The sequence below is a fragment of the Erythrobacter sp. SG61-1L genome (assembly GCF_001305965.1).
Taxonomy (GTDB): Bacteria; Pseudomonadota; Alphaproteobacteria; order Sphingomonadales; family Sphingomonadaceae; genus Andeanibacterium.
The window spans coordinates 106,470-130,701 of the sequence record NZ_JXQC01000003.1; the positions used below are offsets into that span (position 1 = coordinate 106,470).

12 protein-coding genes are annotated in these 24,232 nt (G+C 62.9%); 9 read left to right on the forward strand and 3 right to left on the reverse strand.

Annotated elements, in window-relative coordinates:
• Positions 1 to 100: 100 nt before the first annotated feature.
• Both SZ64_RS00955 and SZ64_RS00960 read right to left on the reverse strand, forming a co-directional pair.
• Positions 101 to 2,893, reverse strand: coding sequence for a TonB-dependent receptor (locus tag SZ64_RS00955; protein WP_199797062.1), 2,793 nt, complete (start codon positions 2,891 to 2,893; stop codon positions 101 to 103).
• 429 nt (positions 2,894 to 3,322) lie between these two features.
• Positions 3,323 to 3,874, reverse strand: a complete 552-nt coding sequence (locus tag SZ64_RS00960; RefSeq protein WP_054529117.1) for an HD domain-containing protein — start codon at positions 3,872 to 3,874, stop codon at positions 3,323 to 3,325.
• Positions 3,875 to 4,003: 129 nt separating this feature from the next.
• On the opposite strand from SZ64_RS00960, the gene SZ64_RS00965 reads away from it, so the two are divergent.
• The 9 genes from SZ64_RS00965 (at position 4,004) to SZ64_RS01005 (ending at position 21,768) form a co-directional block, all read left to right on the forward strand.
• Positions 4,004 to 6,142: a phospholipase C, phosphocholine-specific gene (locus SZ64_RS00965; RefSeq protein ID WP_054529118.1), complete on the forward strand. Its 2,139-nt coding sequence runs from the start codon at positions 4,004 to 4,006 to the stop codon at positions 6,140 to 6,142.
• A gap of 213 nt (positions 6,143 to 6,355) precedes the next feature.
• Entirely contained in the window at positions 6,356 to 7,645 is a 1,290-nt protein-coding gene (locus tag SZ64_RS00970) for a DUF5690 family protein (protein WP_241772951.1), read from the forward strand.
• Positions 7,626 to 8,747 carry a TIGR03364 family FAD-dependent oxidoreductase gene (locus SZ64_RS00975; RefSeq protein ID WP_054529120.1) on the forward strand — a complete coding sequence of 374 codons (1,122 nt, stop codon included), beginning with the start codon at positions 7,626 to 7,628 and terminating at the stop codon, positions 8,745 to 8,747. Before SZ64_RS00970 ends, SZ64_RS00975 begins: the two co-directional genes overlap by 20 nt.
• A gap of 10 nt (positions 8,748 to 8,757) precedes the next feature.
• Positions 8,758 to 9,558 (forward strand): phosphonoacetaldehyde hydrolase, encoded by an 801-nt coding sequence (phnX, locus tag SZ64_RS00980; RefSeq protein ID WP_054529121.1) that lies wholly within the window; start codon positions 8,758 to 8,760, stop codon positions 9,556 to 9,558.
• Between the two features lie 317 nt (positions 9,559 to 9,875).
• A complete protein-coding gene (locus SZ64_RS00985) occupies positions 9,876 to 14,657 on the forward strand; it encodes a hypothetical protein (protein ID WP_156313399.1) in 4,782 nt (1,593 codons plus the stop codon).
• Positions 14,658 to 14,878: 221 nt separating this feature from the next.
• Positions 14,879 to 15,487, forward strand: a complete 609-nt coding sequence (locus SZ64_RS00990; RefSeq protein WP_054529123.1) for a TetR/AcrR family transcriptional regulator — start codon at positions 14,879 to 14,881, stop codon at positions 15,485 to 15,487.
• Between the two features lie 382 nt (positions 15,488 to 15,869).
• On the forward strand, positions 15,870 to 17,126 hold the full coding sequence (locus SZ64_RS00995; protein WP_054529124.1) for an efflux RND transporter periplasmic adaptor subunit: 1,257 nt from the start codon (positions 15,870 to 15,872) through the stop codon (positions 17,124 to 17,126).
• A 21-nt stretch (positions 17,127 to 17,147) separates the two neighbouring features.
• Positions 17,148 to 20,339: a multidrug efflux RND transporter permease subunit gene (locus tag SZ64_RS01000; protein WP_054529125.1), complete on the forward strand. Its 3,192-nt coding sequence runs from the start codon at positions 17,148 to 17,150 to the stop codon at positions 20,337 to 20,339.
• Positions 20,340 to 20,349: 10 nt separating this feature from the next.
• On the forward strand, positions 20,350 to 21,768 hold the full coding sequence (locus SZ64_RS01005) for a TolC family protein (protein WP_054529126.1): 1,419 nt from the start codon (positions 20,350 to 20,352) through the stop codon (positions 21,766 to 21,768).
• A gap of 41 nt (positions 21,769 to 21,809) precedes the next feature.
• On the opposite strand, the gene SZ64_RS01010 is transcribed toward SZ64_RS01005, so the two are convergent.
• The gene (locus SZ64_RS01010) at positions 21,810 to 24,152 is read right to left on the reverse strand and encodes an arylsulfatase (RefSeq protein WP_241772952.1); all 2,343 of its coding nucleotides are present in this window, start codon (positions 24,150 to 24,152) and stop codon (positions 21,810 to 21,812) included.
• Positions 24,153 to 24,232 lie beyond the last annotated feature (80 nt).

Here is a 24,232-nt window from a genome sequence, read left to right on the forward strand (position 1 = left end):
GCAAAGACAAGAGGGCGGATGTAAGCGCGAGGGGGACCTTCCCCGGCTTCCATCCGCCCATGTCGCAGAGCGCAACGCTCCGCTATCGCGGTTCAGGCGATCAGTAGTTGTAGCTCAGGCGCGCAAGGAAGGTTCGGCCCGGCTCCAGATAGTCCTTCTGATAGGAAGGATTGTCGCCCTTGGTGGTGTAGTATTTCCAGTCGTTCAGCAAATTGCCGACGTCGAAATCGAGCGCGAGGTTCCGGGAGAAGTTGTAGCGCGTGTGCAGATCGACGCTGCGATTGTGCTGCACCCATTTGTCCACGGCATTGTCGCGCAGATCTTCAACGAATTTGCCGCGATAATTGTAGGACAGCTTGGCTTCGAACCCGTACTTCTGGAAGGTCAGAGCCAGATTGTAGAGCACGTGCGGCGTGTTCACCAGGCGCATCTTCTCGCCTGCGCGATAGTCCAGCCCGCTTTCGGCCGCGCTGTGCTGCAGCGTCAGGTTGCCTTCGAAGCCGAAGCCGTCGAACGGCGCCGGAAGGCCTTCGAAGCCCTTGATGAGGTTCATTTCCACGCCATAGACAGTTGCCGTCTCACCATTCTTCGGCTGAGTGATCTCGATCGTGCCGATAGTGGTGTTGGCGTCCACCTGATTGCCGTTGGTGAAGATGAAGTTCTCGATGTGCTTGTAATAGCCCGAGACCGAGACGACGCTCGACCGGTCGGGATAGACTTCCAGCGACAGGTCGGCGTTATAGGCCTTGGCGGGCTTCAGATCGGGATTGCCCTGGCTGATGGCGATGATTTCCTTGGTCGTCTCGTCGCGCGTGATCGACTGGCCGGCCGAGACATTGCCATATTCCGGCGGCGAATAGCCGGTCCACAGTGCGCCGCGAATGGCCACCTTGTCGTTCGGGCGATAAGTCGCGGTCAGGCTGGGCAGGAAGATGGTGTATTTGCTATCCGAGCTGCCGAAGCCGCTATCGTCGCCATCGTCCACCCAGAAGATGTTATGGATGTCGCGATGTTCCAAGCGGGCGCCGGCGATCAGGCGGAGTTGGTCCCACTTGAAGGCGGCAAGCGCATAGGCGGCATAGACGCTTTCGGTCCCACGCTTGTCGTCTCGCAGCAGGTCTTCCTCGCTCACGCTGTCGGGATTGGCGGCCTCGGCAGCGCGGATCGCGGCGATCACGGCGTCGCGGCTGAACACGTCGCCGTAATAATACTGGCCGCCCAGCATGCTGGTGACTTCCTTGTCCACCAGCCCTGAATCCGCGAGGCTCAGCCCGTCGAGCGGAGTGCCGGCAAAGTCGCCATCCCAGATCGGCGTGTTGTCATACTCGCGCTTGGAACGCAGCCACTTGGCACCGGCCTGAACGTAATCCAGCGCGCTGCCAACATCGTAGCGGGCATCCAGCTTGGCGGCGAAGCGGCTGTCCGTCTGCTTCGAGCGCGAGTGGCTGGCCCCATCGAACGGCAGCAGGGAACTGTCGGTTTCGACCGGAACAGCATAGGCCGGCAGGCTGGCATGCGGGAAGCGCGGATCGTTCGATACCCAGTCGATCCCGGTGGCATTGAGCGGATAGGTGCACTTGTCGCAATTGTACCCGATCGAATAGCTGTCCGGGTTCTCCCGCGCGCCGCCGGAATAGCTGGCGCTGTAATTCAGGGTCAGTGCGCCCAGCTTGCTCTTGCCGCCGAATTCCACCGTGCCGAGCGTCTGTGTGACGTCGATGGTGGAGAAGCTGCGGGCGAACTGGAAGGCTTCCGGATCCCACACGCCCGAACGGCCATTGAGCGACCAGTATTTGCTGGAAGACCGGTCGGCGTCGGTGATCTTGCCATCGTGGTCGGTGTCGACGATCTGAGCCGTGGTGTAGCCGTAGATGTTGCCCAGATCGTCATCGTGGCCGATGACCATGTCTTCGGGCTGGAGCAGGCTGGTGTCTTCCAGATTGACCTGCGTCAGGCGCGGAGTGGGGCGGTTGCGGTAGTCGGTATAGTCGTTCGTGCCGACCAGTTCCTGGCGCGCATATTGGCCGCGCAGATAGAGTTCGGTCGTATCGCCGTGATAGTCGAAGGACAGATTGCCGCCATAGCGGGTTTGCTTCACGCGGCGATAATCGAGGTCGATACCCGGAAGGTGCATGTTCTGTTCCGAGATTGTCTCGGTCGAGTTCTTGCGCCAGATATGCGGTTCCCACTCGCCGTCATTCTCGGTTTCCTGGCCATTGCCATGCGAAACGCCGTAATTGGCCGAAAAGAACATGCCGAAGCGATCGTCGGCGAAGCGGTGGGCGAAGTCGAGCTGGCCCTGATAGATTGCGGCATCTTCGCCCGCGCTGTCGGCACGGCCGTTAAGGCCGGCATTGGCATAGACGCGCACGGTGGTCGGCTTCATGAAGTCGAAGGCGGTTGGGGTGCGGAAATCGATCACGCCGGCAATGGCATCGCCTTCCTGGTCGGGCGTCAGCGTCTTGGTCACGCGGATCGCGGCAAGGCCGTTGGGCGGCAGCACGCTGAGCGAAACGTCGCGGCTGCTCGGATCGGTCTGCGCAACGCGCACGCCGTTTACGGTGACGGCATTGTAAGTGCCGGAAAAGCCACGGATGGTGACGTATTCGCCTTCGCCCGTGTCCTGATTGACCACCACGTTCACGCCCGGAAGGCGAGCGAGGGCGTCGGCCACATTTGCATCGGGCAGCTTGCCCAAGCTGTCCGCGGTTACTTCGTCGATCACTGTTTCGGCATCGCGCTTGGCCGCGATTGCGCTTTCGACGCTGAGCTTCTGGCCGGTCACCACGATGGCGCTGCCTTCACTGTCTTCTGCGTGAGCGGTGCCAGCGGCGAGCAGAGCGACGAGGCCGGCGGAATAGAAAAGCGACCGTTTCAGAGCACGGCAAGACACAGGATGTTCCATGATAGCCCTCATGATTCCCAGAGAAAATGATAGAAATTCAGACGTTTGAGATGAGGCTGGGGCGCGCGGCATCGCATGCGGAAACGCGTTCCACATTCGATCTCCCCCCGATTTCCCTGCCACGGCGAGTCGTTACTGCCGGTAAACTGGTATAGGCCAGATTCGAATTACACGAACATGACAGTTGGCTGCGTCGCAACGAAAATTTCGGCGAAAAATTACCTATCTATCTGTAAATAAGAAGATATTTTATGCTGCGCCGCCGCAAAATGGCCTGCTTCACATGAAGGGCACCTAAACGCACCGCTCATGCAAATTCGCCCGCACCGCGCGGGAAGGCGCGGGCGGGCGATGCAATATTCCGGCAGCGGCTCTGTGCAACGGATGTTGGCGCAGCCTGATCGCATGCCTTTGCGATCAGGCAGTAAGTTGTTCCTCGCGGAGCAGCGACTGCAGAAGATCGCGATAGGTCTCCAGGCTTGGAACCTCCCAGTCCGGGCGCTTTCCGGCATCGTCGAAATGGCGCAATTGAACGGACTGCTCGAAGAAAGGTTCGGCGCGGAAGGCTTCGACTTCTTCCTCGTTCATCCGGCCGCCCTGGAGGCGCAGGCTCAGCAGCGAAGCGCCGCTCAACCCGGCCTCATAGGTCGGTTCCACGGTGCAGAGATAGCGCTTGGCATCGACATGCAGGCGCACGGGTTCCGTCACTTCCGGGCCAAAGCTGCGCGCCAGATAGGCTGCGCCAGTGATCTCGTGCCGGGCATCGAGGTTCAATTTTTCGGCTGCATTGCCGGCATCGTCGATGAACTGCCCGATGTCGTGAAGCAGGGAAGCTGCAATCAGGCTGGGTTCGCAGCCGTGATCCTGCGCCAGCTTGGCGCATTGCAGCGCGTGCTGAAGCTGGTTTGCATTTTCGCCGTAATGCTCGCTGCCGAACGTGTCGAACAGGGAGAAGATGGAATCGATCATCGGTTTGTCACTGTCCCGTGCCTTTGCTGACAAGCGAGGCGCGAGTGCCCGGATTGTCGCAGGATTGTAGTTTTTGGACTATACCAAAATGGCGTTGCCCATCTAGCTTAAGGTCAGGAGCAAGGAAAGATGATTCGCAGTTCGCGCCGGCGATTTCTCGGAATGACGGGTGGCGCAGCGATCGCCTCGCTTTATCCGAACCTGATTGATCGGGCGCTGGCTATCCCGGCCAGTCGCCGCACCGGGACGCTGCAGGACATCGACCACATCGTGGTCCACATGCAGGAAAATCGTTCGTTCGATCACTATTTCGGCATGCTCAACGGCGTGCGCGGGCTGGGCGATCCTCGGCCCCTGCGCCTGCCGGGCGGAAAGTCTGTCTGGGCGCAGCCGTCCGGCCAGCACGCTGACGGCTACGTTCTGCCCTATCACGGGGATTCGAAGACCACGCGTTCGTTCAAGGTGGATGGGGCGGACCAGTCCCATCAGGAGAACATGGTGATCTTCAACCGCGGCCGGTACGATCGCTGGGGCCATACGGATGAGCTGCATAATCGCATGCTCCACTACACGGCTGGCGATCTGCCCTTCTATTACGCTCTGGCCGGCGCTTTCACGGTTTGCGATGCCTATCACTGCTCCACCATGACGCAGACCTACCCCAACCGTTTGCACCTGTTCAGCGGGTGCAATGGCGGCGGCACGGTGGGGCGCGATCCGCAGATGCACAATTACGGCGAGGACGAGACGCCCAGTGCCGATATGCGGCAGGACCAGCCGCTGGACCCCGATGCCTACACCTGGTCGACCTATGCCGAGCGGCTGCAGAAGGCGGGCGTGAGCTGGAAAGTCTACCAGGAATACGACAATTTCGGCGACAATCTGCTCTCCGTCTTCCCGGCTTTCCGGCCCTGCGATCCGGAATCCGAACTCTATCGCCGGGGGCGTTCCTGGGTCAGCGAACACAAGGCGGAACCCGACCGGACCCGTTCGGACGGGGGTCAGCTTGTCGCGGCTTTCCGTGCCGATGTGGAATCCGGCAATCTGCCGCAGATAAGCTGGATCGTTACGGCGGCGGATCTTTCCGAACATCCCAAGGCGGAGCCTGCCAAGGGCGAACATGTGACCGCCGGGCTGATTGCCGCGCTGGTCGATAATCCGGAAGTCTTTGCCCGCACGGCCTTCATCCTCAATTTCGACGAGGCCGGTGGATTCTACGATCACATGCCGCCCCCGGTGCCGCCTGTGGGCGACTATCGCGGGCACAGCACCGTGCCGCTGGACGGTGAGACGAAGGTGTGGGGGCCGGAAGCGGAAAAGGTGCAGGGGCCCCATCCCATCGGGCTGGGCATCCGCACGCCAACCGTGATTGTCTCTCCATGGAGCCGGGGCGGGTTCGTCTGCTCGCAATTGTTCGACCACACATCCGTATTGCGGCTGATGGAAGAGCGTTTCGGCGTAGAAGAACCCAATATCAGCCATTGGCGCCGCTCGGTCTGCGGCGATCTCTCCTCGGCCTTCGATTTCGCCAGGCCGGATGAGAGCCTGAAGCGCATTGCCTTGCCCGGCACGGATGATTTCAAGCAGCGCGTGGCGCAGTCTGCCGCCGGAACCGCCAATGCCATTCCGCAAGTGCAGCAGCCTGCGACGCAGATGGAGGGACGTCGGCCCCATCGCCCGCTGCCTTATCGCTTCGCGGTTCAAGGCCGGGTGAGCAGGGAAAAGGGCCTGCGGATCGAGTTCGTGAATGACGGGCCGGTCGGCGCAACCTTCACGGTCCATGACAATCTTGAGCGGATGGAGCCGAGCCATTTCACGATCGGCGCGGGCGATCGCCATGTGGCCGAAGACTGGCAGGAAGGCAGCGCGCCTGCGGCTTATGACCTCACTTTGCGCGGGCCTAACGGCTATTGGCGGCGCTATGCCGGATCGCCCGCCACTGCGGCGCCGGAAGCTGTGCTGGAAGAGGACGGCGAGGCTGGAGCGATCCGGCTTGTTCTTGCCAACAGGGGCGAAGAACCGCTGACTTTCCTGCTTGAAATGGACCCCGCCTATGCCGGTTCGGGCGCGGCGCGGCGCGAGGTTTCGGTCGCGCCGGGCAAGACGGTGACCCGTGCCTGGCTGCTCGACGCGACGCAGGGCTGGTACGACATCGCGGTGACCGCGAAGGGTGCCGAAGGCTTCCTGCGGCGTTTCGCGGGCAAGGTGGAAACCGGGCATGCAGGGTTGACGGACCCCGGAATCGGGACGCTGCGCGTCACTGTCTGAGCATCTTCGCAAGCATGTGCTCAAGGGAACACAAGGCGTACTCAAAGGCACAGACGGTGGCGATACCGGCCTGCTGGCGGCACCGGCAAGGCAGATTTGCCGGGTGCGTCCAGGTTCGCCCGACTTCGCCGCCGTCACGAAAATGAAGTCAAACTGGCCTAGACCAGATTCCTGGCTTCGTTGGATGCCGCAACCAGTTCGATGGCGATATTCTTGACCGACTCCACTCATTCCACTCGCGGGCGCAAGGCTGCGCTGATCCTGGGCGGCATTGCCGCCTTCAGTGCCTATTTCGCCATGTATGCCTTTCGCAAACCCTTCGCGGCGGCAACCTTCGCCGATCATGCGACGGTGCTGGGCGGGCTGGATTACAAGACGGTGCTGCTGATCGCGCAGGTGCTGGGCTATGCCCTCTCCAAGCTGATCGGCATCCGCGTGATTGCCGAGTTCGGCCGCAAGGGCCGGGCGCTGGCCATTCTGGGCCTGATCGTGGCGTCATGGGTGGCGCTGATCCTCTTTGCGCTGGTCCCGGAGCCGTGGAACGTCGCCTGCATGTTCCTCAACGGATTGCCGCTGGGCATGATCTGGGGGCTGGTGTTCAGCTATGTCGAAGGGCGGCGCGTTTCCGAAGTGCTGGGCGCGGTGCTCTGCGCCAGCTTCATCATTTCTTCCGGTGCCGTGAAGTCCGTCGCCGTGCTGGTGATGGGCTGGGGCGTCAGCGAGATCTGGATGCCTGCCGTCACCGGGGCGCTGTTCTTCCCGGTGCTGTTCGTCTCCCTCTTCCTGCTGGAGCGCATGCCGCCACCTGACGAGCGGGACGAGGCGGAGCGGACAGTGCGCGTGCCGATGCTGAAGCAGGATCGCGCCGCCTTCCTGCGCAATTACGGCGTCGCGATGGCGCTGCTGGTTTCCGGCTATGTGCTGCTGACCGCGATGCGCGACTTTCGCGATAATTTCGCCGCCGAACTATGGACGGCGATGGGCTATGGCGGGGTCGCCTCGGTGTTCTCCGCGAGCGAACTCCCTGTAGCGGTAGTGGCACTGGCCGCGCTTGGCGCGCTGATGCTGATCCGTGACAATATGCGCGCCCTGCTGGCCATGCATGCGATCATCTTTGCTGGCGCGGTGTTGCTGGGCCTGTCCACGCTGGCGTTCCAGATGGGTCTGCTCGGGCCGCTGGGCTATATGATCCTGACCGGGGCGGGGCTGTATTTCGCCTATACGCCGTTCAACGCAATGCTGTTCGATCGGATGATCGCGGCGATCGGCCATGCGGGCAATGCCGGTTTCCTGATCTATATCGCGGACAGTTCCGGCTATGTCGGCAGTGTCGCCCTGTTGCTCTATCGCAGCTTCGGCGCGCCGACGATGGACTGGCTGCCTTTCTATATCGACTGCGCATATTGGACGGCGGGCGCTGTGGCTTTGCTGACGCTGTGTTCCGCGCTCTATTTCCACCTGCGTCTTGGCCGGAGGCACGCCCATGCCGTCGCCGCAGCCTGACCTGATCGTCGTCGGCGCGGGGATTGTCGGCCTCGCCCATGCGCTCGCCGCGTCGCGCAGGGGGTTGCGCGTGCTGGTGGTGGACCGCGATGCCCAGGCAAACGGCGCCTCTATCCGCAATTTCGGCTTCGTCACCGTCACCGGGCAGCAGCGGGGCAAGGTGTGGGATCTTGCCCGGCGCAGCGCCGCGACCTGGCGCGAAGTGGCGCCGCAGGCAGGCATTGCAGTGGAACAGGAAGGGCTGCTGCTCGTGGCGCACCGGCCCGAGGCAGTGGACGTGATCGAGGCTTTCGCCGCCACCGAAATGGGCGAGGGGTGCCGCCTGCTCACACGCGAACAGGCGCGCCAGCATTGCCCCCAACTTCGCACCGAATTCGGCGGCGCGCTGCTTTCCACTGCCGACCTGCGAGTGGAATCGCGCACGGCCATTCCGCTGCTCGCCAACTGGCTGGAACAGGTGATGGGCGTGGAATTCCTGCGGGCCGCTGCAGTAAGCCGGATCGAGCCGGGTGAGGTTCTGCTGGCAGACGGAACACGTCTGGCCGCGCCGCGCATCGTCGCCTGCCCCGGTGATGACTGGGCGGGGCTGTTCCCGGCCATTTACGCGGACGAGGGGATCACGCGCTGCCAGTTGCAGATGCTCCGCCTTGCCGCACCGGGCTGGCGCCTGCCCAACCCGGTGATGAGCGATCTGAGCATGGTGCGCTATCTCGGTTATAGCGAGTTGTGCGCCACTGGCCCCTTGCGCCGCCGCCTGATGCGCGAGGCGGCGCAGGAGCTTGACCACGGCATCCACCTGATTGCGGTGCAGAGCGCCGATGGATCGCTGGTGGTGGGGGACAGCCATGTTTACGGCCCCACGCCCGCGCCCTTCAGCCATGCGGCGATAGACGATCTGATGCTGCGGCAATTCGTGGATCTGTTCGGCCATGCCCCGGCCGTGATCGAGCGCTGGACCGGCACCTATGCCAGCGGCCCGGAACACAGCATCGTGCGCAGCCCCATGCCGGGCGTGCGGCTGGTGGTGGTCACCAGCGGCACTGGCGCCTCCACGTCCTTCGCGCTCGCCGATGACGTGATTTCCTCGTTTCTTGAAGATTGAAAGGCATCCCATGCAGGCAAATATCCCTCCCGCGCTCAAGGCGGTCATCTTCGACTGGGCGGGCACCATGATCGATTTCGGCAGCCGCGCCCCGGTGATCGCGCTGGTCAAGCTGTTCGAGGAACAGGGCGTGCCGATCTCCGAAGCCGAAGCGCATGAGGATATGGGCCGCGCCAAGTGGGATCACATTGCCTGCCTGCTTGCCAAGCAGCGCATTGCCGCCGCGTGGGAAGTCGCCAAGGGCGTGCCGCCTCAGCCTGACGATGCGCTGCGCCTGTTCGATGCCATCGGCCCGGCGATGATCGCGGCGGCGCGTGAATGCGCCGTGCTGATCCCCGGCGCCGCCGATCTGGTGCGCGATCTGCGGCAGGCAGGCGTGAAGATCGGTTCCTGCACCGGCTATACGCGAGAGATGATGGACCATGTCCTCCCGCTTGCGGCCGATCAGGGTTACGTCCCCGATTGCGTCGTCTGTGCGGGGGAGACGACCGAGGGACGCCCTTCGCCGCTGATGGCATGGAAGAACCTGGTCGAGCTGGGCGCCTGGCCCGCCAGTGCCTGCGTGAAAGTGGACGATACGGAAGTCGGCATTGCCGAAGGGCGCGCGGCGGGCATGTGGACCGTGGGCGTGGCCGCCAGCGGCAACGAGATCGGCCTGACGCCGGAGGAGCTTGCCGCCCTCGATCCGGCAGACCGGGATGAACGCCTCTCCCACGCGCGCAGGAAGCTGCTTGAGGCCGGGGCGCATGTCGTAATCGATAGCGTGGCAGACTTGCCCGGGGCGCTGGAACAACTCCTGCCCGCGGACTAGGCGGCAGCGACGTATACGGCCCGAATTCGCGATCATTCGGGCCGTCGTCGCGCCTGACTTGGCGGTTATCGAAAGATGCACTGCAAGTTCACGGGAATTGTCTGCGCGCGCAAGCGCGGCAGTGCCGCCGTGGATTGCAGGATCGACAAATATTACATTGTGTAAAAAGTGTTTTTTCGGAGCGATATCCGCCGATTGAAGAGGCGGTTTCGCTTGATTGCCTCCCCTAAAGATAGTTAACGGGACCGTCGCAGAAAATCCGGATGGCTACTTTGCAAGTTCGGTCCGGGTCACGGCGACTTCAAAAGGGGCACATCATGAACAAACTGACCAATACGGGCCGTATTAATTTAATGGTCTCGGTAGGCACGGCCATGGCCGCGTCGCTGATCGTCACCGGCGCGCAGGCCGCAGACACGACAATTTCGCCGACCCTTCCTGGGCCGCTGACGACCGAGACCGATACAGAGGCGCATGACGTCGTCAGCGCAGTGCTGGCCAATGTGGCGACCGTTTCCTCCCAGATCGTTGGTTCATCCGGCGGCGTAGTGCTGACCGAGGCACCGACCGAGACCAGCGACATCCTGGTTGATGGAAACGACGATCAGGTTTTTGCGCGGGCAAACAACTTTGCGAATTCGATCGATCTGTCGGTGATCGAAAACGACGATGATGGCGACGGCGCGGCGGCACTGGGCTTTGAAACCAATTTTGGCGCGGTGACAGGTGCGGCGAACGGCAATTCGATCCGTGCCGATCTCGATAATTTCCAGAATGGGTCGGTGGCTGTCACCGATAACCGGATTGCCGCGAACGCGACGGGCAATATCGGCAGCACTTCGCTTTCGGGCGAGCTTCCGAACGATTACGCCTCCGGCGCTGCCGGGTCTTCTACCCTTACGGCAGGCTTGCCTGCGGACTGGCTCGATGCGTCCGGCAGCCTGGTTGCCAGCACGGTCCAGTTGCAGGGTGATCCGCAGATCGTCGCAGATGCAGGCGCGGACACTCGCAATTCCATCTATCTGGACCTCTCCAGCACTGGCGATAACACCGTCCAGGCGGATCTTGTCGTGAGCGACAATCTCATCGGATCGACGGCCAAGGGCAATACTTCGGCTTCCGTGATCGATGTCCAGTCCGGCGGCGCACCTGCCTTTGTGGGCAGTGCAGTGGTCACCAATGGCCAGATCAATTCCGATGCTGGCGGAACAGGCACGATCGAAGCCGTTACTCAGGGTTCGATCTACTCGACGATTGAAGCTGATAGCTTGGGGGCTACCAACCTGCTGAGAGGCAGTTCGCTTGTTGCCGATAATACGGTCAGCGCGAGCGCAACCGGCAATGAGGCGCTGGGCGAAGGCGTGGCCGGGAACCGCATCGTGCTTGGCGATGGCCTGTCGTTCCAGGGCGCGGGTTCTGCCGGTGCGACGGTGGACACCGCCTATGACGATGTAACCATGACGAGCACGGCTGCCGCCGATCTCGTAATCCACAACAGTCAGGGCAATACCGGTCTGGGCAATTCTGCCCGCATGGACATCGACGCGGTCAACACCAGCCCGACTGTGGCCGCATGGGTCCAGTCGACAGAGAATGGCTCGATCGCCGTTTCCGGTAACGATACGCTTGCGACCGCTCGCGGAAGCAGCGCCACCAGCGCGTTTTCAAGCGGCGCGGATGCGGCCTATTTCTCCGGCACTGTCGCAGTCGCCAACCAGCAGACGAACGTCCACACGGATGTGACGGCGCAGGTGGCCGATGCCGAGATTTTCGCCGAAGTGGCCGAAGGCGGCCTTGGTGTGCTGATTGGCGGGGATGTTACGGTTGACGCCAACCGATCGGCAGCTTCTGCCTATGGCAATCAGGTGGGACAGAGCCTGTCGCTCGCTGCGACGGTGATCGATGCACCGCTGACCGGGGTCGTGTTGACTGGCGGCACGGGCGTGGACGGTAATGTTTCGGCGGATGGCAACTTCCTCGTGACCAGCCTCCAGAGCCAGTACACGGCGGATGTCGCGGCTGACCAGCGAGGTAATGTCTACATCGACTATTCTTCCGGCAGCGCAGAAAACAGCACTCTGGCTGTCTCTGACAATGCGCTGGAAGCTGTCGCACTCGGCAATAGCGGTTCGAATGCCGCTTCTGTTGCCGGCACCAGCCTGACAGCGGGTGCAGGTGTTGCGAACGTTCAGATCGCCGCGGATGGCAGCGCTGTTTCGGCAAGTTCGGTCGGCGAAATCTGGCTTGCGGGCTACGCCGTGAACACCAGCGATCTCTCGCTGACGGGTAACCTCAATCGCGCGATTGCCTATGGTAATTCCGTGGGCAACAGCCTGACGGTTGACGGCGAAGTGCTGGAAGTGGCGGCCAGCGAGAGCCAGATCGGCTCGGCCATCACTCTCGATACCGGTGCGATCGATGGTTTCGTGTTCGACAATTCCGTTCTTCCGGTGGTCGACGCGGCTTATGGCCTGTTGAACGATCAGAGCGTTTCTGGACAGATCAGCGCCCAAGCCTTCGGTTACGACGGAGGCGATGCGGCTGCGGGCATATATGTCGACAATGTCTCTGGTTCGACGCTGGTAACGGACGACAACGTCCTCGTCGGCGCAGCCTATGGCAATGACGCGACCAATGCGGCAAGCCTCAATGTCGGCAATCTGACCGCGACTGAAGACACGATTGGCGGCGAACCCGATTTCGCAACTGTCATGAACGTCACCAGTGTCCAGACAGTGGCAACCGGATCGTCGATCACGGTGCAAGCCGGTGGGTTGAACACGTTCGAAACCCAGATCGGCTATTATAGCGGCGGCGGGGTTTCCACATCCAGCGTCTCCACCTCCGACAATTCAGTGCAGGCGCTGGCTTACGGCAACCGTGCAGGCAATACGCTATCGGTGAACGCTACCAATATCGACACCGAAGCGGATTCCTTCCCCGGCGGTACGCGTGGAGAGGCTTCTGTCGAAGGCGGCATTGCGCAGACCGATGCATCCTTCGGCGTCAACAATGCCCAGGCGGCTGCCGGCACTATCGACGTGTCGCTCACCAACCGGTCTGGCAACGCGCCGGCCGGTGTGATGACGCAGGTAGTCAACGAAGTCTCTTCGTCCTCGGTGGTCAGCAACGGCAACATGCTGTCTTCCGGGGCGACTGCCAACCGCGCGGACAATCTGCTCGATCTGTCAGCCAACGGCCTGGCAACGACCGGCGCGTTGACCAATTTCCAGATCGCAAATGCTGACGTCACGTCCAATATCGGCGTAGAGACGCAGTCGATTCAGTACTGGACTACGCTCAGCACGCTCCCCTGCGCACCTGACTTCTGCGTCAATCCAGGATCGGCCTTTGACGTCCTAACCATTTCACAACTCACGCCGGAGCAGTACGACTATCTGCTGGCCAATGGATGGTCTGTTTCCGGGCCAGAACTGCGCCGGGAAAACACCACGGTTCCGTCGGTGATTACGGCGGCGCAATCAGCCGAATATGATGCCGCTTTCCTCAGCTATCTTCTCTACGGCGTCGGTTTCCACCTCGATTACGCCTCGCCCTTTGCCGACCCGGGCGGGGTGACGGTTTCTGTTGGAGAGAGCGTTTCCTATTCAACCATTGCCGTCGATGACAACGCGATTTCCGGTTCGGTCACCGGCAACAGCGCGAGCAATTCGGTCAAGGCAGAGGGCACGGGCGTGCCCGATGGCAGCGATCACTTCGCGACCTGGGGCATCACCGATGGTGGCGATGTCACGGCGCTGGGCGATTACATGCTGACCAGCTTGCAGATCGTAGGCGAACGCGATCTGGCCAGCACTGTGTATGGCCGCTTTTCGATCGAAGTGACCGACGCTGCCGACATCTGGGAAAGCACGCTCAGTGTGGACGATAACAGCCAGGCCTCGCGTGCCGTCGCCAATACCGTCACGAACGCCGTGGAATTGGATGCGGTCAACACTGAAGCGGGCGTTGCCCTGGTTTCCAGCCAGGAAAGCGCCGGCAATGTTCAGGCACTCTCGGGCCTCGAAGTGTCTGCGCCTGCTGCCATGACGTCTGCCACGGTCAGCATGTCCGGCAATTCGAACCTCGCACTCGCGGTCATCAATAATGCCAGCAATTCGGTGGCTGTGTCGGCCACCAATGCCGGACCGGTGACTTTCCCGCGTGAAGTGATGCTGGATGCTGATAGCAATGAAGTGGCAGTGGGCGATCATGTCCTGCTGAACCGCCAGCTGGCAACCACGGCTGCAACGGCCACGGCAATGACCAGCGTCCACAATGGCGATGATCTGCCCGGCTTTGACAGTATCGACGGCAGTTCGGCCACCGTCATGGGCAATTCCACTACGGCAGAAGCTTCGGGTAACCGGGCCTTCAACACCATGGCAGTGGAAGGCAGTGCGAGCCTTGGGGCGAGTGCGGGGATGCTCAACATGCAGGCAAGCACGGCGACTGTTTCGGCATCGTCGACGATGTCTGCCGGCGTCGTGTTGAACGGCAACGATCCCGTTGTGGGCGCTCTTCAGAACGGTAGCATTTCTGTTGGCGAGAACACGACCAGCGCCCTTGCCCGGGGCAACACTGCAAGCAACGTGCTGAACTATTCGGCGGGCGCCGGATACGGGGACGTATCGGTCTTCGGCACCACCGGCACGACCATCGCATCCGGCGGCAGCGTTGACGCTGTGGTCAATGCGCGCGCAGGCATCCTTAACGTCCAGTCCAATTCCGGCGCAGGTGTTTCGGCAACGAGCACGGATGCGAGTTATCTCGTGGCCTTCAATGTGGATGCAGACTTCAACATGATGGTGGATGGTACCGTTGGCGTCATCGGCAACAGCGTACAGGCAGCAGGCTATGGCAACACCGCCAGCAACCTGCTGACGGTCAACCCGCTCAATACCGGTATGCCGACTGCGGCGATCGGCAGCAGCCAGGCCAACTCGGCATCGGTCGTTGCTTCGGTCACCACCGTGACATTCGGTATCCAGGGTGGCGTTGGCGCGGTCACCGGCAGTTCGCTGGCTGTGAGCGGAAATACCGTAAGCGCGACGGCAATCGGCAACAACGTCGCATCGGCGCTGACTGCCGGGTTCTGATCCGGGCTTTCAGAACGAATGAGGGGCGGGGGAAGCGATTCTCCCGCCCTTTTCAATTGCGAGCCACGCGAATGCGCGCGCTGTGGATGGCTCATTGGCAGGTTGGCCATGCCGATCCCGGCGACATTTTGTCAAAATCTTCGTCGCAGCCATATGGCCCGTGACCGGAAAACGCATTAGGGCATGGATTTTCCGGCAATGGGCGTTATATACCAAGCGTTATGAAAAGTACCACGGCATGCGTCGCGCGTGGGCGTCCGCGCGAATTCGATACCGACCAGGCTCTGGCGGCGGCTCTTGGCGTGTTCTGGTCCAAGGGTTACGAAGGCGCGTCCATGGCGGATCTGACCGAGGCGATGGGCATTACCAAGCCCAGCCTTTATGCCGCCTTCGGAAACAAGGAAGCGCTGTTCACAAAGGCGCTGGATCTCTACCAACGCGAAAAGCTGGCCTACGTGGGCGAAGCGCTCAAGGCACCGACCGCTCGCGGAGTGGCGGAACATTTCCTGCGCGGCGCGCTGGAAATTTACGGCGGCCAGCAATGCCGCGGCTGCCTGACCGTGATCGGTGCCAGCGCTTGTGGCGACGAAGCGGAAAGCATTCGTGAACAGGTGGTGGCGCGCGGTGCGGCTGCCAAGCAAGCACTGCTGGAGCGTTTCGAGCGGGCCAAGCAGGAAGGCGAATTGCCCGAGCATATCGATGCGCAGGGGCTGGCGGCTTATCTCACTGCGGTACTGCAGGGGATGTCGGTTCAGGCAGGTGCCGGCGCAAGCCGGAAAGAGCTGGAACAGCTTGTAAATACGTGCCTGATGACCTGGCCGACTGCCTGACCGAACTGCATTCTGGACATTCCTTACCACCCAGTATAAATATCGCTTGACGATGCGGCAGCTTCTTTCTATACCAATCGGTATGAAATTGAGGCGTCCCGATTCTCTCCCCGCGCGGCAGATGGCGGGGCGCTAAGCAACAACAAGGATTACGAGACAGCGAGACCTCGGCGGCGCACGGCCACATGGCGCCGCCGGGGGCACTGGGTGTCTTCGCCTTGCGCGCAACCATGTGTGCGGGGCTTTCGGCGGAAGGCGTTCGGCCTCTTCGCAAATCACGGGGTGAGGACTGTGCAGCCGGGAAGCGTGCTTCCCGGACGGTTCCGCGCGGCCCGTCGCCGTGCGTCCGGCACGCTGCGCGTCCAGAAACAGGGTACGAATTATGAATGAACTGACTTCCATCGAACTGCATGACGGCAGGGATTCAGTGTTGCCCGGCGTGTTGAACAGCGGCCGCGGACGTCTGATCGCCATCATCGCGCTGATTGCCGCCCTGATCGGGGCCTGGTTCCTATTCGCCGGTGCCGGGCAGGATGCCCCTCCGGCCGCGCCGTCTACGGTCACGGTTTCCGTGCCCTTGCAGCGCGAGATCACCGAATGGGACGAATTCGTTGGCCGGTTCGAGGCGAGCAAGGCAGTGGAAATCCGTCCGCGCGTGTCGGGTGCGGTCACTGCGGTTCACTTCCGCGACGGGCAGATCGTCCGCAAGGGGCAACCCCTCTTCACCATCGATCCGCGCCCGTTCACGGCCGCCTTGCGTGAGGCGCAGGCGGACGTCTCCGCCGCCAACAGCGAACTTGCCCTTGCGCGCGCCGACCTGGAACGGGCGAACCGGCTGGTGGAATTCGATGGCGTCTCGAAGAGTGAGATCGACCGTCTGCGCGCTCGCGAACGCGCGGCTTCCGCCACGCTCGCAGCCGCTCAGGCCCGCGTGAATTCGCGTGCGCTGGATGTGGAATTCGCCACGGTGCGTGCGCCGATGACGGGCCGCATCTCCGATCGGCGAGTGGACCCGGGCAATCTGGTTTCCGCCGGTGATGGCGGTTCGGGCACCTTGCTCACCACGCTGATGGCGGTCGATCCGATCTATTTCAGCTTCGAAGGTTCCGAAGCGCTTTACCTGAAGGCCAAGCGTAACGGAGCAGGCGAAGGCCTGCCCGTGGCCGTGCGCCTGCAGGACGAAAGCGATTACGTCCATCAGGGCCGTCTGGACTTCACCGATAACGGCCTCGATCCGCGTTCGGGCACCATCCGCGCCCGTGCGACCTTCGACAATCCTGACCTGTTCCTCACGCCCGGCATGTTCGGCAACATGCATCTGGCAACCGGCGGCAAGACGAATGCCCTGCTGGTGCCCGATACTGCCGTGCAGACCGATCAGGCGCGCAAGCTTCTGCTCGTCGTCAAGAAGGACGGCACCGTTGCCGCCAAGCCGGTGGAACTGGGGCCGCTGATCGGCGGTCTGCGCGTGATCCGCACCGGCCTGTTGCCGACCGACCGTGTGGTCATCGTCGGTACGCAATTCGCTGCGCCGGGCAGCAAGGTTGAAACCCGCCAGGGCACCATTGCCCCCGTCAAGGCCGAGCCCAAGCCCGCGATTGCCGCGCCGCTTTCGGGCAAGGCCACTTTCGCAAACTGATCAGGACAGGGGGCCAAAGCCATGCGCCTATCCCGCTTCTTCATCGACCGCCCGATTTTCGCCGCGGTGATCGCAGTGCTGATCACCGTGGTAGGGGCGATCTCCTATTTCTTCCTGCCGGTTTCCCAATATCCGGAAATCGTTCCGCCGACCGTGACTGTGTCGGCCATCTATCCCGGCGCTTCGGCCGAGACCGTTGCCGAAACGGTTGCAAACCCGATTGAGCAGGAAATCAACGGCGTGGAAGGGATGCTCTATCAGACATCCCAGTCCACGGGTGACGGCCGCGTGGTCATCACCGTAACCTTCCAGCAGGGCACCGATCTCGACGAGGCACAGGTGCTGGTGCAGAACCGCGTGGCCATTGCCACGCCGCGTCTGCCCGCCGAAGTGCAGCGCCTGGGCATCGTCACCAAGAAGACCTCTCCGGACTTCCTGCTGGTGGTGAACCTGATTTCGCCCGACGGTTCGCTGGACCGGGAATATCTCTCCAATTATGCCCAGACCCGGATCAAGGACCGGCTGGCGCGCCTTGACGGCGTGGGCGATGTGCAGCTGTTCGGCTCACGCGATCTGTCCATGCGCGTCTGGATCGACCCCACTCGTGCGGCGGCCTATGGCCTGACTGCGGGCGAGATCGTCAACGCGCTGCGTTCGCAGAACGTGCAGGTCGCTGCCGGCACGCTGGGCCAGCCCCCTTCGGGCGGCAGCGCCTTCCAGTTGAACGTGGAAGCACAGGGCCGCTTCACCGAGCCTGAGCAATTCGCCAATGTGGTGATCCGGACCGATGCGGAAGGCCGCCAGGTGCGTGTGTCCGACGTGGCGCGCGTTGAGCTGGGCGCCGAGGATTACGGCACCTCCGCCTATCTGGGCGACAAGGATTCCGTGATCATCCCCACTTTCCAGCGTCCCGGTTCCAACGCGCTGGCCGCTGCGGAAGGCATCAAGGCCGAAATGGACGAGCTGGCGAAGGAATTCCCGGAAGGGATGGAATACCGCATCGTCTACAACCCCACCGAATTCATCGCCAAGTCGGTGGACGCCGTGGTGCACACGCTGTTCGAAGCCATCGTGCTGGTGGTGCTGGTCATCATCGTGTTCCTGCAGAAATGGCGCGCGGCGGTGATCCCGGTGCTGGCGATCCCCGTATCGCTGATCGGCACTTTCGCGGTGCTGGCGGCGCTGGGCTATTCGCTCAACAACCTCTCTTTGTTCGGCCTCGTGCTGGCCATCGGCATCGTGGTGGATGACGCCATCGTGGTGGTCGAGAATGTGGAGCGTAATATCGAGGAAGGGCTTTCGCCCTATGCGGCCGCCCGTGCCTCGATGGACGAAGTGGCAGCGGCCCTTGTGGCCATCGTGCTGGTGCTCTGCGCCGTGTTCGTGCCTACCCTGTTCATCGGGGGCCTGTCGGGTGCGTTCTATCAGCAGTTCGCCGTGACCATTTCGGCCGCGACGATCATATCGCTGATCCTCTCGCTCACGCTTTCGCCTGCCTTTGCGGCCCTGTTGCTGCGTCCGTCGCGCCGTGCGCCGGACCATGCGCGCTGGCACCGGATGGTGGAACGCGCTGGCGACAGCTTCAACCGCGCGTTCGAACGCTTCAGTGCCTCTTACGCCCGCCTCACTGCGCGGCTGGTGCGCATGCTCAAGCGAATGATGGCGGCTTATGGCGCCCTGATCGCGCTGACCATTGGTTCGCTGTGGTGGACGCCCACGGGCTTCATCCCGGCGCAGGATCAGGGCTATTTCTTCACGATCATCCAGCTTCCGCCCGGCTCTGCCACGGCGCGCACGGATGAGGTGATGAAGAAGGTTGCCGACCGCATGCTGCCGATCCCCGGCATCAACAATTCGGTGATGCTGTCCGGCTTCGACGGTGCTTCGGAAACCCGCAATGCCAGCTCTGCTGCTGCCTATTGGGTGCTGGACGATTTCGAGGATCGGGCAAAGAACGGCCAGACCATCGACAAGCTGATGGAAGAGGCCCGCAAGGCCACTGCCGACATCACTGAGGCTCGCCTGATGATCGTCAAGCCGCCGCTTATTCGCGGGATCGGTTCGGCCGGTGGTTTCCGCCTGATGGTGGAGGATCGCGACGGGCAGGGTTACCAGGCACTGGAACAGGCTTCCAATGCCCTGATCGCCAAGGCAAACCAGACCCCCGGCTTCTCCGGCGTCTATACCTTCTTCGATACGGCGACGCCGCGCGTCTATGCCGATATCGACCGCGAGAAGTCAGAGCTGCTGGGCGTGCCGCCGGAACGTGTGTTCGAGGCATTGCAGGTCTATCTGGGGTCCGCCTTCGTGAACGACTTCAACCTGCTGGGCCGCACCTATCGGGTGACCGCGCAGGCCGATGAACAGTTCCGCCAGTCCAAGGCCGATATCGCCAATCTCCAGACCCGTTCCGACAATGGTGCCATGGTGCCGCTGGGTGCGGTGGCGACCTTCGAGGACAAGGCAGGGCCGTATCGCGTCACGCGCTATAACCTCGCCCCGGCAGTTGCCGTGGATGGGGATACGGCGCCGGGCTATTCCTCGGGCCATTCGCTGGACACGATGGAAGCACTGGCCAAGGCCGAATTGCCGCGCGGTTTCTCGTTCGAATGGACGGGCATTGCCTACCAGCAGAAGTTTGCTGGCAACACGGCCGGGCTGGTCTTCGCCATGGCAGTGTTGTTCGTCTTCCTCGTGCTGGCCGCGCAGTATGAAAGCCTGGTGATGCCGCTGTCTATCATCCTGATCGTGCCGATGTGCCTGCTGGCTGCAATGCTGGGCATCAATATCAGGGGAATGGACAATAACGTCCTCACCCAGATCGGGTTGGTGGTGCTGATTGCTCTTGCGGCGAAGAACGCGATCCTGATCGTGGAATTCGCCCGCCAGGGTGAGGAACACCACGGCTACAGCCCCGCAGAGGCGGCAGTTCATGCCGCGGAGCAGCGCCTGCGCCCGATCCTGATGACCAGCTTCGCCTTCATCCTCGGAACGCTGCCGCTGGTGATCGCGAGTGGGGCCGGTGCGGAACTGCGCCAGGCACTGGGCACGGCCGTGTTCTTCGGCATGGCCGGTGTCACCGGCTTCGGCCTGCTGTTCACGCCCACCTTCTACGTGGTCTGCCGCAATCTCGGTGATCGGCTCGCGCGCCTGCGCCGCCGCCCCGCCGAAGATGAAGGCGATAATGGCCACGCACTTCAACCCGCCGAATAGGAGACGCCCTATGCCTATCGTTCGCGCTTCCACTCGCGGCTTGCTCGCTTCCCTTTCCGCGCTGGCGCTTGCCGCCTGCGCGGCCGGGCCGGACTACGTTGCACCCGTCCCCCCCCAGACGTCGTCCGGCCCGTTTCTCTCTTCCGCCGAACCGGCCTTTGCGCAGGAAACTGCGGCAAAGGACTGGTGGCGCCTCTATGACGATCCCGTGCTCGACGGGCTGGTCGGCGATGCGCTGGCAAAGAACACCGATATCCGTGTGGCGATTGCCAATATCGAACGGGCACGGGCGGGCCTGCGCGGATCGCGGGCAGGGCGCCTGCCCAATGCCTCCATCGGTACGGGCGCGACATATGGCCGCCTGCCCGAATCCCAGCGTGCCCCCGGTGCAGACCGGGAGAGCTGGTCCATCGACGCGGGGATAGACGTTGCCTACGAAGTCGACCTGTTCGGCCGCGTGAGCCGCGACATAGAGGCTTCGCGCGGCGATCTGGATGCGGCGCGGGCCGATGCGGATGCCGTGCGCGTGATCGTGGTGGCCGACACGACCCGGGCCTATGCCGATGCGGCATCTGGCGCGGCGCGGCTGGCTGTCGCCAATCGCATCGTCGGCCTGCTCGACAAGTCGCTGGACCTCACTCGCAAGCGGCAGGAGGCTGGCCTTGCCACCGGGCTGGACGTTGCCCAGATCGCCGCCCTGCGGGATCAGCGCGCGGCGGAAATCCCGGCAATTGAGGCAGAGCGGCAGGCGGCCCTGTTCCGCCTTGCCACCCTGACCGGGCGAACCCCGGCCGACCTGCCGCAGATCGCGGCGGAGCGGGCAGTGAGCCTTGAGATCGTCGATCCGATCCCGGTGGGCGATGGCACGGCATTGCTGGCCCGGCGGCCCGATGTGCGCGCGGCGGAACGCAGGCTGGCGGCAGCCACGGCGCGGATCGGCGTCGCCACGGCGGACCTTTACCCGCGCATCACGCTGGGCGCCTCTGCCGGCTCGACCGGGTCCGACATCGGGGACATCTTCGGTGGCGGCCCGTTGCGCTGGCTGCTCGGCCCGCTGCTCAACTGGACCTTCCCCAATCAGGAACCGGTTCGCGCCCGCATTGCCGGGGCGGAAGCGGATTCGCAGGCCCGGCTTGCGGAATTCGACGGTGCGGTTCTTGGCGCGCTTGAGGAAACGGAGACGGCCCTGTCCGGCTATGCCCGCTCGCTCGACCGGCGCCGCGCGCTGCAATCGGCGCGCGATCAGGCCAAGCGCGCGGCGGACATTACCGACGCGCAATTGCGGGAAGGGACAATCGATTCCCTGCGCCTGCTCGATGCGCAGCGGACCTATGCCGAAACGGAAGCGGCACTGGCCAACCAGGACGCGGAAGTCTCTCGCCGCCAGATCGACCTGTTCCGTGCCCTTGCGGGCGGCTGGAGTTCCTGATCGCGATGGAGCGGTGTCGGGCCTGAACGGTCCGGCGCCGCTCAGCGCGGTGCGAGATCGAACTCCACCGCGTCGATCTCGCCCTCGAAGCTGAAGGGCAGGGCATATTCGTCTGACAGGGATGTGCCCACATCGCGCCCGATGGTGCCGGGTTCGGCGATCCATGCAGGCACGGTCGCCGCGATGCGCCCGCTGGCGACTGCCTGTCCATCGACCACGATCGTCGCTTCCCCGCCTTTGCCATAGCCGCCGTCATAGGCGAACTTCAGCTCGATCCGGTGCTTGCCGGGGGCAAGGGCAGCCGCCCCGGCAATGCGCGTGGCGTCCGCATCCTTGTGCGAATAGCGATAGAGGAACACCGGCTTGCCTCCGATCAGGTAGAGGCCCCAGCCGCAGAAGCGGCCGCCTTGCCCCGCGATCATGCCCTGCGCAGCGCCGCTCTCCACTGTGATGGAGGTCGCCATGGTCCAGGACTTGTTCTTCACATCAGGCCATGCGCCGCCTTCATACCAGAAGGGGTTGCGTTCCAGCACATAATTGGTGCGCGGTTTGGGCCGGTACGTCTTTGGGTCCTGCAGCCGGTCGAAGCCGCGGCTGTCGATGGGCAGGGCGTCATATTTGGCTGCCTCCTCGTAGAAGGCCTCCTGCATTTCCTTCAGCTTGGCGGGCATCTTTGCGGCAAGGTCACTCGCCTGCGAATAGTCGCTGCGCAGATCGTAAAGCTCCCACTGGAAATCGTCAGGCCGGGGCGATTTGCCCTGTGTCCAGGGCAGGCGCAGCGGGTGGGTGGAGGCCATCCAGCCATCCTTGTAGATGGCGCGGTTGCCCATCATTTCGAAATATTGGGTGGTGTGCAGTTCCGGCGCACCGGCATCGGCGAAGGTGGGCACGAGGCTGAAGCCCTGCAGCGGCATCTGCACGGCGCCGTTCACTTCGGCGGGCGCTGCGATCCCGATGGCATCGTAGAGGGTCGGCGCGATGTCGATTACGCTGGAAAACTGGCTGCGCACCTTGCCATCGGCCTTGATCCGTGCGGGCCATGACACCACCAGCCCGTTGCGCGTGCCGCCGAAATGGGAGGCGACCTGCTTGGTCCACTGGAACGGGGCGTCCATTGCCCATGACCATGGGGCGGGGATTTGCGTTTGCGTGCGGGCAGTGCCGATGCCGTCATAATCGGCCAGCATGGCGGCAGTATCCTGATGCACGCCGTTCTGCGTCATCACTTCATTGGTGGAACCGTTCAGGCTGCCGTCGCCGCTGCTGCCATTATCCCCTTCGATGAAGATGACGATGGTGTTGTCCATCTCTCCGCTCTTGCGCAGTTCGGCGAAGATGCGGCCGATCTGGTCGTCGCAATAGGCAAGGGCGGCGGCATAGCTTTCCATCATCCGCGCGGCGACCTTCTGCTGGTCGGCGGAGAGGGAATCCCATGCCGGGATTTCCGGCGGGCGGGCGGTCAGCTTCGTATCGGCGGGAATGATCCCGGCGGCCTTCTGGCGGGCGAAGGTTTCCTCGCGGACCTTGTCCCAGCCCTGATCGAACTGTCCGTGGAACTTCGCGATCCAGTCTTCCGGCGCGGCGATGGGCGAATGGGATGTGCCCGGCGCGTAATAGAGCAGGAACGGCTTGTCCGGCGCGATGCTGTGCTGCAGCTTCATCCACTGCACGGCGTGATCGGCCAGATCCTTGTCGAGGAAATAGTCCGCCTTGCCCAGCGAGGGATCGACCGGTTGGGTGTTGTGATAGAGGATCGGCGCCGTGGGATCGGTCTCGCCGCCCATGAAGCCGTAGAATTCCTCGAAGCCCAGCCCGGTGGGCCAGCGGTCGAACGGGCCGGTGGGGGTGATCTCGCTCTGCGGGGTGTTGTGGTTCTTGCCGAACCATGCCGTGGAATAGCCGTTCTGCTTCAGCACTTCCCCGATGGTCGCCGCGCTTCTGGGCAATACGCCGCTATAGCCGGGATAGCCGGTGGCCAGTTCCGACAAGGTGCCGAAGCCCACCGAATGGTGGTTGCGGCCCGTCAGCAGCGCGGCGCGGGTGGGAGAACACAGGGCTGTGGTGTGGAACCGGTTATAGATCAGCCCGCTTTCGGCCAGCGCTTCCAGATTGGGCATCGGCACCGGGCCGCCGAATGTGGCGGCGGAGCCGAAGCCTGTATCGTCCGTCATGATCAGGATTACATTTGGCGCGCCAGCAGGTGCCTTCACCGGCGGATTGGGCGTGGGGGCGGAGGATTGGTCCACCGTGCGGCCCAGTGTGCCTTCATAGGGCTTGTCGGGCAGAGGCAGGACCGGGCGTTGCGCCGGGGCCGATTGCGCAAGAGCGAGGCCGGAGATCGAGGCAAGCGCCGTGCTTGCGGCAAGGGCGATCAGGGTTCTCACGGGCATGCTCCTGTGCGGATTGGCCCGATGGGTAGACCATGGCTGCCCGCATGGGGCTTGATTGCGCGCGAGAAATAAGT

Bases quoted from the DNA above. Each gene is read 5' to 3' on its own strand.
- SZ64_RS00985 (WP_156313399.1), top strand. From the start codon at position 9,876: ATGAACAAACTGACCAATACGGGCCGTATTAATTTAATGGTCTCGGTA.
- SZ64_RS01005 (WP_054529126.1), top strand. From the start codon at position 20,350: ATGCCTATCGTTCGCGCTTCCACTCGCGGCTTGCTCGCTTCCCTTTCC.
- phnX (WP_054529121.1), top strand. From the start codon at position 8,758: ATGCAGGCAAATATCCCTCCCGCGCTCAAGGCGGTCATCTTCGACTGG.
- SZ64_RS00990 (WP_054529123.1), top strand. From the start codon at position 14,879: ATGAAAAGTACCACGGCATGCGTCGCGCGTGGGCGTCCGCGCGAATTC.
- SZ64_RS00975 (WP_054529120.1), top strand. From the start codon at position 7,626: ATGCCGTCGCCGCAGCCTGACCTGATCGTCGTCGGCGCGGGGATTGTC.
- SZ64_RS01000 (WP_054529125.1), top strand. From the start codon at position 17,148: ATGCGCCTATCCCGCTTCTTCATCGACCGCCCGATTTTCGCCGCGGTG.
- SZ64_RS00960 (WP_054529117.1), bottom strand. From the start codon at position 3,874: ATGATCGATTCCATCTTCTCCCTGTTCGACACGTTCGGCAGCGAGCAT.
- SZ64_RS00965 (WP_054529118.1), top strand. From the start codon at position 4,004: ATGATTCGCAGTTCGCGCCGGCGATTTCTCGGAATGACGGGTGGCGCA.
- SZ64_RS00995 (WP_054529124.1), top strand. From the start codon at position 15,870: ATGAATGAACTGACTTCCATCGAACTGCATGACGGCAGGGATTCAGTG.